Here is an 11,656-nt window from a genome sequence, read left to right as displayed (position 1 = left end):
GGCTCTCGGATCCTTCTGGGCTTTCAGAGCAGGCCCAGCAGGATCGGGGCGGAGTTGGTCAGGCCGTGGACGGTGAGGATCGGCCACATCCGGCGGTGCTTGCTGTAGAGGTAGCCGAGGAAGAGGCCTTGGACGCCCTGGTTGACCAGCACCGAGGCGAGGTCGTCCGGCAGGGGGCCGGTGCCCTGGATGCCGATGTGCCACGAAGCCCAGAGCAGTGACGCGAGCACGATCGCGGGCCACCGGCCCAGGAGTGCCTCGCAGGAGGACTGCAGCCAGCGCCGGTAGAAGACCTCTTCGAGGACGGCGTTCACAGCGAACACGACGGCGATGGTGACCAGCAGCGTGACGGGGTCGACCGTGCGCCCGTAGTCGCTGGGCGGCGTGGCGAACGGGCCGACGGAGCTGATCGCGAACCAGGCGGCGACGGGGATCAACGGGCCGAAGCGGTGCCGGGGTTCGGTGGAGGTCCTGGGCTCGCTCTTGCGGTGGTCGGGCTGCGGGGCGTCGTGTCTGCGGCGCAGCCCCTCGCGCGAGGGGTGTAGCCCGTCGTGGCTGCGGCGCAGGCGGTGGTGCCTGCGCAGGAGCCAGAACATCGTGGCCGGGACGCCGAGGAGCAGGGCCAGCTTGAGGATCGTGTGCGCCGGCTCGCCGCCGCCGGCGAGTCGCAGCGACACGGCGAACGCGACAGCCGCGCTGATCAGGACCAGAGCCTGTGGATAGGGCGGTGTCCGGGGTGGGGCGGGCTGTCGCGTCGTGGCTTCGCGGTTCCCGGGCGGCATTGCGCCGTTTGCGGCTGGTGTTTCGCGGCTTTCTGCCGGTATTGCGCGGCTTTCCGCGGGTGTTTCGCGGCTTCCGCCGGGTGTTTTGTGGCTTTCTGCGGGTGTTGCGCGGTATTGCGCGGGTATTGCGCGGCTTCCGGCGGGTAGCAGGGCTGCCAGGGCGAGCCCGGCGAGGGCGGGCACCCATCGGGTCCACATCGGGACCGTGTCGGTGTGGTCCGCGGAGAACCTGATCCCGGTGTTGCCGGTGAGCACCAGATACACGGCTGATCCCACGATCAGCGCCCCTCCGGCGATCAGGACTGCTGTTCCCCAGTGGAGGTTCCGGCTCGGAGGGGCCGCGGGCAGACCTCGCGCTCGACTGTCCCGGGCGGTCTTATTTCGCACAGGAGTACTGTAACTTAAATCGCACACGTGTGTGGTGAAGATGTGGGCCCGCCGGGTGCGGTGCTATAAACGGCCCGTGCCGAAGCTCGTCGACCACGACCAGCGGCGGGCGGAGCTCACCCGCGTCGTCTGGCAGGTCATCGCCCGCGACGGCATCGAGGGCGCCACGGTGCGCAAGGTCGCGGAGGAAGCGGGTGTTTCCGTCGGCGGCCTGCGGCACTACTTCGACAGCCAGCGCGGCTTGCTGAGGTTCGCGGCGCAGGAGATGGGCAAACACGTGGCGGCCCGCGTCGCTGACCACCTGCGGGCGGAGTTGCCCGGGCAGGAGCGCGCGCAACGGGTGCTCGAGGAACTGCTTCCGCTGGATGCGGACCGGCGTCGCGAGGCGGACGTGTGGCTGGCCTTCCTGGTGCGCAGTTGCGTCGACGACTCGCTCGCGGAGATGTGCCGGGCGAGCTGGGGCGGTGAGCGTCACCTCTGCCGCATCGCCGTCGCGTGCTGTCGTGGTGTGCGCCCGCCCGAAGCGGTCGGCGAGCAGCTACCGGACCCCGCCCTGGAGCAGCGGTCTGCGCGCCTGCATGTGTTCGTGGACGGCCTGACGCTCCAGGCGGCGGTGTTCCCCGGGGAGCTCGCGGTGGAGCGGACCCGCGAACTCGTGCGGGACGAGCTGGCGGCGATCGCGGCCGGGGCGGAGGATTCCGGCGCTTCGGCGGATTCCGGCGGGTCGGCGGACCTAGGTGGTTCGGCGGGAAGCTTTGGTGGGTCGGCGGACTTCCGCGGGTCGACGGGGGCTTTCCGTGGTCCGGCGGGGACCTCTGGTGATTCGGCGGAAACTTTGGGCGGTTCGGCGGAAACTTTCGGCGGTTCGGCGGAAAGCTTCAGCTGACCTGGAGGCGTGCGCGCGTCTCGCGGACGCGGGGCCACCACGCGGCGAGTTCCTCGGCCTTGGTGAGCGCTTCGCGTGCCGCGGCGTTGTCGTGCTGGGCCATGTGGGCGCGGGCCAGCGTCGCGTAGCAGTCGGCGCGGGCCAGCGGCGAGGTGTTGTGGTCAGAGCCGACGGCCGCCAGCCGCGCGGCTTCGTCCACGTCGCCCTCCACGAGTGCCAGCAGTCCCCGCGTGCCGCTGAGGTCGAACGGCGGGAACCCGAGCTTCACGGCGTCGTCGAGCGCCTTCTTCGACAGGGGGAGCAGGTCGTCGGCGGGCAACTGCCCGGCCTCCACGGCGGCGAAGCCGAGGCCGGCCATACCCGCCAGCGTGTACGACATCTCGCGCGGCGGGATGTCGGCGGCGGAGATGTGCTGGAGCAGCATCATCACGGCCTGCGCGTACTCGCCGCGCGCCTCATGCATCGAGACCCGGCACGACACCGTCGTGTTCAGTTCGGGGTGCTCGGCGGTGAGTTCGTCGGTGACAGCTTGGGCCCGATCGAGGTCGCCCTCGCGCAACGCCTCGTATGCACGGGCGGCCATCGGCCCGGCGCAGAACTCGGTCCGCTTGGGTTCCGGCATGCGGGGCAGCCCGAACAGCAACCAGCCGGTCGAGGTGGCCAGCGGAACGCGCCGAGGCCACAGCTTGTAGAGCATCAGCGGTGTCGCGGCGAGCACGAACCCGCGCCCGAAAGGCCCGTCGGCCAGCAGCCACGACACCACGACGATGCCGATTCCGGTGAGGGCGGACACCAAACCGGCAAGCCAGCAGCGCAGGATCACCGGCTTGCGCCACGGACCGATCTCGGAGCCGATGGTCACCGGCAGCGCGCGGAGCGTGATCGTGACCCTGCCGACCGTCCAGGAACCCAGCGCCCGCATCGCCCCGAACACGATGTGCCGCACTCGCAGTCCGAAGACGAACGAGCCGGCGAGCAACCCGAGCTGGGTGGCCATAGGTAGCAGGATCACCCCGACCAGCGCCCCCAAGGCACCGAGCAGGTACCCGGCCGGGCCGCTGCCCGCGACCACCTCGACGACGCCGACCGCGAGCAACCCCGCGACGGCGATGACCATCCACGGCCGGACGAACCGGCGGAGCCCTTGCAGTCCAGGGAGCTCTAGCAGCCTTCGCACGAGGCCAGGACTTTAGGCGATCGGGGGAGGGGGCAGGTGCGGTTTGGCGCAGGTGTGATGAGGCGGGGAGGGGTTGGGGATGGTCGCATCGTGGGTGGGTTGGCCTTGTTGGTCGCCTTGGGAGCGGGGGTCCGTGGGTTTTTGAGGCAGCGGCTTGGCCCGGCGGGGCGCTTTGAGGGGGCACGTGGGTTTTTAAGGGACTCCCCCTGGCCTAGCGGCTCACCTGAGGAGCGAAGGCGCGCCGGTTTTCGACGCATCCAGTAGGACTGGCGGGTCACCTTCCGCGCGGGGCGCGCCAGTTTTCGACGTACTCACCCTGGCCTTGCGGGTCGCTTTGGGTGCGGGGGCGCACGGATTTTCGACGTACTCACCCTGGCCTTGCGGGGCACCTTCAGCGGGGGTTTCTGGGGCGCTCGCCGCCCCCAGATTCCCGCCAGGTCGACGGGATGAGAACCACGGCGCCACCCGTGTGCGTGGCGAGGTCGTTTGGCCGGTTGTCAGTCGAGGTCGCCGCGTTGGGTCGTGGTGAGGAACTGGCGCCATTGCGCGGCGGTGAAGATCAACTTTGGGCCGTGGGGTTCTTTGGAGTCGCGGACCGCCGTCACCGTGGCTGCGAATGCGACCTCGACGCAGTTGCCGCCGCTGCCGGTGTCGCTTCTGCTGCTCTTGCGCCAGCGCGCCCGGGAGAGATCCACGGCGAACATGACCACCCACCACGCTTCCGTTTCACAACGCGTTCATCACCTCGCCGACCACGGCCGTCGAATCCGCTGGGGAGAGCGCGATGGTGCGGAGGTGCTCGAATTTGACCCTACAGGCGTGGACTTCCGATGGCTTGTCCGTGTGAATCGCTCCCAGTGCGTGTTCGGCGTATACGACAGCGCCGTCCTCGGGCTCGGCGAAGTGCAGCATCGTGAACGGGCCGTTCAACCCGTCGTGCATACCGGCGGCCGCTGGGAGGATCCGAAATTCGACGCTGGGGAGCGCGGCGAGCTCCAAGAGCCGCTGCATCTGCCTTCGGAGCACGTGTGCGTCGCCGATGCACTGGCGCAACGCGGAGTCGGTGGTCACGGCGTTGAGCCGAAGTGGCTTCGCCGCGTCGTGCAGTCGTCTCTGGCGGTGGGCGCGCACGGTGACCTGACTGTTGATCCACTCCTCGGAACGCCGCACGTGCGATCCCTTGAACACCGCCCTCGCGTATTCGTCGGTCTGGAGCAGGCCGGGGACCAACGCGGCGTAGAAGCAGTGGACCAGCACGGCCTCGGTCTCCAGTCCTACGTAGCCCTGGTCGTTGAAACCGTGCTTGTGCCACCAGCCCTTCTGCTTGGACCGCCGCGCCATCTCGACCAGCTCGTCGTCGCGCTGGTCGTAGAGGTCCATCATCGAGCGCACCCAGTGGACGTCGATGCCCTGGACGCCGGCTTCGAGGCGGGCGAGTTTGCTGCTGGAGAAGTCGAGCGCGGCCGCGGCCGCTTCCAGCGTGAGACCGGCGCCTTCGCGCATCGCTCGCACGCGGCGTCCGAGTTTGCGGCGCCACCAGGTCGGGCTGTTCCCGCTGCTCATGATCACCCCTGCACATCGTCGACCACCTCACTGTCCACATGGGATCGCCAATCCGGGATCCCACGGCTGCCGTTGGCTTGAACATCGGTGACGGCTGGGGTGAACTGAACAGAAGTTCGAGGGAATTATTCGATTGAGTGATATTCGGGCGTTATGGGAACCGTGGGGTCCACCCGGGCGTTGGCGGAGGCCCCCACGGTTGCCGTCAGGCCGCTGCGGTGGCGGTGGTGACGGGAAGGCCGGCGGCCTTCCAGGCGCGGAAGCCGCCGTCGAGGTCGGTCGCGCGGGTCAGGCCGAGCTCGCGGGCCTGGGCGGCGGCGAGGCTGGAGGCGTAGCCCTCGTTGCAGACCAGCACGACCGGTTGGTGCGGGCGCAGCCCGGCCAGCCGGTGCGGGCTGGACGGATCGAGCCGCCACTCCAGGACGATCCGCTCGACGGTGAGCGCCCCGGGGATCTCACCCTCCGCGAGGCGGTTGGCGTCCGGGCGGATGTCGATGATCAGCCCGCCCTGCCGTTGCAGCTCCGCCGCCTCCCGCGGGCTCACCCGCTCCAGCTCGGTGCGGGACTCCGCCAGCAGGTGCTCGACGCCGTAGGGGCCGGTGGTGGGCGCGCTCATCGGATGACCTCCGGCTGGAACGGGTGCCGCTGCGGCGGGACCGGCGGTACGTCGGCCAGGTCGGCGTAGTGCCGCACCGGCAGCAGGGGTGGCGAGTACGCGTGCACGCTGGCCGCGTTGACCGAGCTGACGTTGCGCACCTGGTGCGCGCGCCCGCTGCCGAAGCCGATCGCCGAGCCGATGTCGTGCCGGGCGGTGCGCACGGGTCCGCCTGGGTAGACGTAGTCCTCGCGCAGTTCGCCGAACAGCACCGCGAACGAGCCGGAGGCGCCGCCGTGGTCGTGCGGCTTGGTGCCCTGACCCGGCGCCCACGACAGCAGCCACAGCTCGACGCCCGCGGTGAGGCCGAGCCGCGCCCACCAGCGCTCCTCGTCGTCGACGCGCACGACGTCCAACAGCAGCCCGGTGAGCTCGGAAGTGACGGTGCTGGTCAGATCGCGCAGCTCATGGGGTGTCCACAGCAGACGGTCGGCTGGGACCAGGTCGCGCAGCAGAGGTACGTCGAGTTCGGGGTGCAACTGCACCTGGCCGGGCTCGGGCAGTTCTTCGGTCGGGGTGTACTGGGAGATGTGCGGGTGCACGGAGGTCATGGATGGCTCCAGATTTCGTGTCAGACCGGTGGAATTCGGCGCGACACGACGCACCCGTCGCGATGTGGGTGGCGAGGGTGTGCTTGATTCGCTGTGCCGCGCGTTGGGACCCGGAAGAGGGGTCAGCAGGACGAACGCGTCAGCGACACGCGGAGGTGACGACCATCAGCAGGTCGACCACGCGATCACGTGTGAGCAACGAACCGGACACGCCACCGATCCTGGCACTCGCCGCAGGGCCGTGGCCACCGCTGCGGCCGGTGTTCCGGATGCTGGGCGCCTGTGCGACCTAGATCACCCGGCCAGGTGAAACCCCGCCGCAGGCGCCCGGCGCCTAGGCGGAAGAATGGGCGGCGGAGGGGCTCGCCGGTAGCCGCGGCGGTCGCATGCGCGACGGACCGGGCCGCTAGCCGCGGGCAATCACGGCTGGGAGGTAGACGTGGACGACCTGGTCATCCGGATGGATGGCGTCGGCGTCCGGCGGGGCGAGACCACGCTGGTGGCCGACGTGAACTGGTCGGTCGAGCTCGATGAGCGATGGGTCGTGCTGGGCCCCAACGGTGCGGGCAAGACGACCCTGCTGAAGATGGCGGGCGCCGAGATGCACCCGAGCGAGGGCACCGTCGACGTGCTCTCCGAACGCATGGGCCGCACCAACGTGTTCGAGCTGCGCCCGCGCATCGGGCTGTGCTCGGCCGCGTTGGCGGCGCGCGTGCCCGGCGAGGAGCCGGTGCGCGACGTCGTGGTCAGCGCGGGCTGGTCGGTGGTCGGCCGCTGGCGCGAGCAGTACGACGAGATGGACACCGACCGCGCCGCGGAGCTGCTGGATCTGCTCGGCGTCGCACACCTCGCCGACCGGGCCTTCGGGACGCTGTCGGAGGGCGAGCGCAAGCGCGCCCTGATCGCCCGCGCCCTGATGACCGATCCCGAGCTGCTACTGCTGGACGAGCCGGCCGCCGGACTCGACCTCGGCGGCCGGGAAGACCTGGTCGCCCGGCTCTCGGCGCTGGCCATGGACCCCGACGCCCCGGCATCGGTGCTGGTCACCCACCACGTCGAGGAGATCCCGCCGGGCTTCACCCACGCCCTGCTGCTGCGCGACGGCGCGGTCGTCGCCCAGGGACTGCTCGGTGACGTGATCACCGAGGACAACCTGTCCAAGACCTTCGACCAGGACTTGGAGCTGACGCGCAGCGGCGACCGCTACTTCGCCCGCAGGCGCTAGAGCCGGACCGCTCGGCGGGTCGTCGTGCCGGCTGAGATGCAGAACACTGACGTTTCGGTGTGACGCGAGATAACCTGCCGCCCAAGCGGCAGTTCGACGAGGAGGTTGCGGCGTGGGCGAGTTCGTCAGGCTTGAGGTTGACGGTGCGATCGGCACGATCCGGCTGGATCGGCCGCCGATGAACGCGCTGAACCGGCAGATCGAGCGGGAACTGCACGACGTCGCGATCGAGGCGGCCGAGCGCGACGACGTCCGCGCCGTGATCGTCTACGGCGGCGAGAAGGTCTTCGCGGCGGGCGCCGACATCAAGGAGATGGCCGAGATGTCCTACGGGGACATGGCGGCCAAGGAGCAGCGCGGCCTGTCGGCGGCGATGAGCGCGGTCGCGGCGATCCCGAAGCCCACGGTGGCGGCGCTGACCGGCTACGCCCTCGGCGGCGGGTTCGAGCTGGCTCTGACCTGCGACCGCCGCATCGCCGGCGACAACGTCAAGGTCGGCCAGCCCGAGATCCTGCTCGGCGTGATCCCCGGCGCGGGCGGCACCCAGCGGCTGGCCCGGCTCGTCGGCCCCAGCAAGGCCAAGGACATCGTCTACACCGGACGGTTCGTCGAGGCCCAGGAGGCGCTGGCGCTGGGAATGGTCGACGAGGTCGTCGCGCCCGACGACGTCTACGCGGCGGCCCGGCGCTGGGCCGAGCAGTTCGCTAACGGCGCCGCGCGGGCCCTGGCCGCGGCCAAGGCCGCCATCGACGGCGGTCTCGACGTCGACCTCGACAGCGGCCTGAAGCTGGAGACGCACCTGTTCGCGGGCACGTTCGCCACCGAGGACCAGAAGATCGGGATGCGCTCGTTCATCGAGAACGGTCCCGGCAAGGCGAAGTTCACCGGCAAGTAGCAGCCGACCCACGGCAATCCGCCCACCACCGACAGGAACCGACGTGACGACCGACCGTGACCCGGCGCCGAACCCGCACGCCACCGCAGAGCAGGTGCAGGAGGCGTACTCGGACCCCAAGCTCGCCAACGTGCTCTACCACGACTGGGAAGCGGGCACCTACGACGAGAAGTGGTCCATCTCCTACGACCAGCGCTGCATCGACTACGCGGTGGACCGGTTCCGGGTCGCGACCGGCGGCACCGGCCGCTACGGGCGGGCCCTGGAACTGGGCTGCGGCACCGGGTTCTTCCTGCTGAACCTGATGCAGGGCGGGCTGGTCGAGCGCGGCTCGGTCACCGACCTGTCGCCGGGCATGGTCGAGGTCGCGTTGCGCAACGCGAAGTCGTTGGACCTCGAAGTCGACGGCCGGGTCACCGACGCCGAGACGATCCCCTACGACGACGACACCTTCGACCTCGTCGTGGGCCACGCCGTGCTGCACCACATCCCGGACGTGCCCGCGGCGATGCGGGAGGTGCTGCGGGTGCTCAAGCCCGGCGGCCGCTTCGTCTTCGCAGGCGACCCGACCAAGGTGGGCGACTACTACGCCCGCAGGCTCGGCCGCCTGACCTGGTGGCTGACCACGAACATCACCAAGCTCGGACCGCTGTCGCAGTGGCGCCGTCCGCAGGAGGAGCTCGACGAGTCCTCGCGGGCGGCGGCGCTGGAGGCCGTCGTCGACCTGCACACCTTCGAGCCGTCGAAGCTGGAGGGCATGGCGCTGGGCGCGGGCGCGGTCGACGTCCGCGCGGTGACCGAGGAGCTGTCGGCGGCGCTGTTCGGCTGGCCGGTGCGCACGTTCGAGGCGGCGGTGCCCAAGGAGCGGCTGGGCTTCGGCTGGGGCATGTTCGCCTACCGGACCTGGCAGAAGCTGGCGAAGTTCGACCAGGACGTGCTGTCGAAGGTGCTGCCGCGGGACCTGTTCTACAACGTGCTGGTCACCGGCCGGAAGCCGGACGGCACGGCGGGCAGGCCCGGTAGCTGAGCCGGGCGCGGCCGCGAGCTGAGCCGGGCACGTCCGCGAGCTGAGCCGGGCGCGGCCCGCGAGCTGAGCCGGGCGCGGCCTCCGGCATCCCGCGGGCGGCGGTCCAGCGCCGTGCGCGGATACTGGAGGCGACCGCGAACAGGGAGGAACCCCGCAGTTGGGGTACGACTTCGACCTCGATGACGTGGCTTTCCTGCGTTCCCCGGAGGGCGCGGGGGCGGTGGCCGAGCTGTCCCGGCTGCCGCTGACCGCCTCGTCGCGGCTGGCCGACGTGGCCGCAGCGCGCAAGCTGGTCGGGCCGCGCTTCGCCGCCGCCGCGCTGGAGACCGCGGTGCTGCGGCGCAAGGCCGGGTCCAAGCTGGACGACGCGGGCGGGTGGCTGCTCACCGCCGACGCCCTCCAGCAGGCGACCGCGAGCGAGGTGGCGCGGCACCGGGCGGCCCGCCTGGCCGGCCGGGACGTGCACGACGTGACCTGCTCGATCGGCGCCGACCTGCACGAGACCGCGAAGGTCGCCGCGCGCTGCGTGGGTTCCGACCTCGACCCGGTGCGGCTGGAGATGGCGCGCCACAACCTCGCCGAGGCGGCGGCGATCGTTCGGGCCGACGCGCTGCGGCCGGTCACCAGGGGGACCGCGGTCGTCGCGGACCCTGCCCGCCGGGACGACGCGGGCAGGCGCCGCTGGAACCCCGCCGACCTGGTCCCGCCGCTGGACGAGTTGCTGGCCGTCTACTCCGGACGCGACCTGGTGGTCAAGTGCGCGCCGGGACTGGACTTCGAGCAGGTGCCGCAGGAGGCCGAGGTCGAGGTCGTGTCGCTGGCCGGCCAGGTCCGGGAGGCGGCGCTGTGGCTCGGCGGGCTCGCCGGTGGCGTCCGGCGCCGGGCGAGCGTGCTGAGCACGGGCGAGACCTTCACCGACGCCGAGTCCGACGACTGCCCCGTGCTGGAGGTCGGGCAGTGGGTCGTCGATCCGGACGGTGCGGTCGTGCGGGCGGGGCTCGTGCGCCACTACGCGGCGCGCCACGGGCTCGCGCAGATCGATCGCCGCATCGCCTACCTCACCGGCGACACCCCGCCGCCCGGCATCCGGGCGTTCCGCGTGATCGACCACGGGCACTACAACGAGAAGGCCCTGCGCGCGCTGCTGCGCCGCCACGACGTGGGGCGCCTGGAGATCCTGGTGCGCGGGCTCGACATCGACCCGGACGCGCTGCGCCGCAGGCTCAAGCTCAAGGGCGCGCAGGAGGCGACCGCGGTGTTGACCAGGATCGGCGACGCTCCGACGATGGTCCTCACCCGCGCGGAGCGGACCTAGGTGTGGTGTTCCGGGACGTCGGTGATCACAGCCCGACCCGCAGCGATCATCGGACAGAGCAACAGGAGCACAGGATCGGGCCACAGCGTCTTTCCGCGCGCTGCGGGGTGGCGACCTCGCCAGCTCATCGCATCTCGTCCCGCCATCGGATGCCCGCATCGGCGGCCCGCGACCGGCGCACGTCCGCGCGGTAGCCACCGCCCCCCGTTCCCCGCACACAGACGCAACCCGCGACGCCGGGTACGGCGCCGGGGCAGAGCGTTGGCTTCTGCAAGTGTCATGAGGAAACGCGGGAACTCCTGTTGCGGTGGTGACGCCGGTGCTGACCGACGACCGCCGCGTTCCGTCCCCCGGCCGTGGCAGGGGCCGCGGCAGCGTGCGTGCGCACCGGTCTTTACGCTCGGTTTCCATGTGGTCATGGCTGTGCGCGCTGGTGCGTCGTGATCCGCGGCAGGCCCGGTTCCTGACCGCCGGATCGCTGCGCTGGGTGCTGCGCCACCGCGCTTTCACGCCCTGGTACCTGCTGCGCTACTGGCGGCTGCTGAAGCTGCGCGTCACCCAGCCCCACATCGTGCTGCGCGGCATGGTGTTCCTCGGCCGCGGCGTGGAGATCACCTGCCGTCCCGGGTTCGGCCGGATGGAGATCGGCCGGTGGGCGCACATCGGCGACGGCACCGCCCTGCGCTGCCACGAGGGTTCGGTGCGCATCGGCGACAAGGTCGTCTTCGGCCGGGACAACACGGTCAACTGCTGGCTCGACGTGGAGATCGGCGCGTCGACGCTGGTCGCGGACTGGATCTACGTGTGCGACTTCGACCACGTCACCGACGACGTGGACGTGCCGATCAAGGACCAGGGCATCGTCAAGACCCCGGTTCGCATCGGGCCCGACTGCTGGCTGGGGGCGAAGGTGACGGTGCTGCGCGGCACCCGCGTGGGCCGCGGATCGGTGCTGGGCGCCAACGCCGTGGTGCGCGGCGAGATCCCGGAGTACTCGATCGCCGTGGGGTCCCCGGCGCGCGTGGTGCGCAGGCGGGCGGGTGACGACGACCACGCCGGAGCGTGATCTCGGGAATGCCGCGACACCCGGGGCGCGTTGGGCTGCCGGACCCTGGTGCCGGCTGCCGCCGGGCGGTGTGAGGCGGGCGAAAACCGGAGGCGGGCGCCTCGGCGGCGACTTTATCCTGGACGGA

General features: G+C 71.0%; 12 protein-coding genes. 6 read left to right on the top strand and 6 right to left on the bottom strand.

All coding sequences use genetic code 11. From position 1 onward, the window contains the following. Positions 1–23: 23 nt before the first annotated feature. Positions 24–677, bottom strand: a complete 654-nt coding sequence (locus SACE_RS29835; RefSeq protein WP_009944338.1) for a CPBP family intramembrane glutamic endopeptidase — start codon at positions 675–677, stop codon at positions 24–26. A 568-nt stretch (positions 678–1,245) separates the two neighbouring features. On the opposite strand from SACE_RS29835, the gene SACE_RS29830 reads away from it, so the two are divergent. After that, a complete protein-coding gene (locus SACE_RS29830) occupies positions 1,246–2,055 on the top strand; it encodes a TetR/AcrR family transcriptional regulator (protein ID WP_011874983.1) in 810 nt (269 codons plus the stop codon). Here SACE_RS29830 and SACE_RS29825 read toward each other — a convergent pair. The 5 genes from SACE_RS29825 to SACE_RS29805 all read right to left on the bottom strand — a co-directional run bounded on the left by SACE_RS29825 (position 2,048) and on the right by SACE_RS29805 (position 6,001). Further along, positions 2,048–3,232 carry a tetratricopeptide repeat protein gene (locus tag SACE_RS29825; protein ID WP_011874982.1) on the bottom strand — a complete coding sequence of 395 codons (1,185 nt, stop codon included), beginning with the start codon at positions 3,230–3,232 and terminating at the stop codon, positions 2,048–2,050. The two genes, SACE_RS29830 and SACE_RS29825, sit on opposite strands and share 8 nt — an antisense overlap. Before the next feature lie 497 nt (positions 3,233–3,729). Beyond that, a complete protein-coding gene (locus tag SACE_RS29820; protein WP_009944341.1) occupies positions 3,730–3,936 on the bottom strand; it encodes a DUF397 domain-containing protein in 207 nt (68 codons plus the stop codon). Positions 3,937–3,958: 22 nt separating this feature from the next. Next, positions 3,959–4,795, bottom strand: a complete 837-nt coding sequence (locus SACE_RS29815) for a helix-turn-helix domain-containing protein (protein ID WP_031334419.1) — start codon at positions 4,793–4,795, stop codon at positions 3,959–3,961. Between the two features lie 205 nt (positions 4,796–5,000). Continuing rightward, positions 5,001–5,411 (bottom strand): rhodanese-like domain-containing protein, encoded by a 411-nt coding sequence (locus SACE_RS29810; protein WP_009944343.1) that lies wholly within the window; start codon positions 5,409–5,411, stop codon positions 5,001–5,003. Beyond that, the gene (locus tag SACE_RS29805) at positions 5,408–6,001 is read right to left on the bottom strand and encodes a cysteine dioxygenase (RefSeq protein WP_009944344.1); all 594 of its coding nucleotides are present in this window, start codon (positions 5,999–6,001) and stop codon (positions 5,408–5,410) included. Before SACE_RS29805 ends, SACE_RS29810 begins: the two co-directional genes overlap by 4 nt. Before the next feature lie 460 nt (positions 6,002–6,461). On the opposite strand from SACE_RS29805, the gene SACE_RS29800 reads away from it, so the two are divergent. The 5 genes from SACE_RS29800 to SACE_RS29780 all read left to right on the top strand — a co-directional run bounded on the left by SACE_RS29800 (position 6,462) and on the right by SACE_RS29780 (position 11,529). Continuing rightward, entirely contained in the window at positions 6,462–7,226 is a 765-nt protein-coding gene (locus SACE_RS29800; RefSeq protein ID WP_044548054.1) for an ABC transporter ATP-binding protein, read from the top strand. A 112-nt stretch (positions 7,227–7,338) separates the two neighbouring features. After that, complete coding sequence (locus SACE_RS29795) at positions 7,339–8,121, top strand: enoyl-CoA hydratase/isomerase family protein (RefSeq protein WP_009944346.1); 783 nt, start codon at positions 7,339–7,341, stop codon at positions 8,119–8,121. 43 nt (positions 8,122–8,164) lie between these two features. Continuing rightward, a complete protein-coding gene (locus SACE_RS29790; protein ID WP_009944347.1) occupies positions 8,165–9,148 on the top strand; it encodes a class I SAM-dependent methyltransferase in 984 nt (327 codons plus the stop codon). Between the two features lie 157 nt (positions 9,149–9,305). Continuing rightward, positions 9,306–10,463 carry a class I SAM-dependent methyltransferase gene (locus tag SACE_RS29785; RefSeq protein WP_009944348.1) on the top strand — a complete coding sequence of 386 codons (1,158 nt, stop codon included), beginning with the start codon at positions 9,306–9,308 and terminating at the stop codon, positions 10,461–10,463. A 409-nt stretch (positions 10,464–10,872) separates the two neighbouring features. After that, a complete protein-coding gene (locus SACE_RS29780) occupies positions 10,873–11,529 on the top strand; it encodes an acyltransferase (RefSeq protein WP_011874979.1) in 657 nt (218 codons plus the stop codon). Positions 11,530–11,656: the final 127 nt, after the last annotated feature.

This window comes from Saccharopolyspora erythraea NRRL 2338 (assembly GCF_000062885.1).
Taxonomy (GTDB): Bacteria; Actinomycetota; Actinomycetes; order Mycobacteriales; family Pseudonocardiaceae; genus Saccharopolyspora_D; species Saccharopolyspora_D erythraea.
This window is presented reverse-complemented; position numbering and strand designations above follow the sequence as displayed.

What these genes read in the sequence shown, in the direction of transcription:
- SACE_RS29820 (WP_009944341.1), bottom strand. Translation starts at nt 3,936, where the DNA reads ATGTTCGCCGTGGATCTCTCCCGGGCGCGCTGGCGCAAGAGCAGCAGA.
- SACE_RS29815 (WP_031334419.1), bottom strand. Translation starts at nt 4,795, where the DNA reads ATGAGCAGCGGGAACAGCCCGACCTGGTGGCGCCGCAAACTCGGACGC.
- SACE_RS29810 (WP_009944343.1), bottom strand. Translation starts at nt 5,411, where the DNA reads ATGAGCGCGCCCACCACCGGCCCCTACGGCGTCGAGCACCTGCTGGCG.
- SACE_RS29805 (WP_009944344.1), bottom strand. Translation starts at nt 6,001, where the DNA reads ATGACCTCCGTGCACCCGCACATCTCCCAGTACACCCCGACCGAAGAA.
- SACE_RS29800 (WP_044548054.1), top strand. Translation starts at nt 6,462, where the DNA reads ATGGATGGCGTCGGCGTCCGGCGGGGCGAGACCACGCTGGTGGCCGAC.
- SACE_RS29780 (WP_011874979.1), top strand. Translation starts at nt 10,873, where the DNA reads ATGTGGTCATGGCTGTGCGCGCTGGTGCGTCGTGATCCGCGGCAGGCC.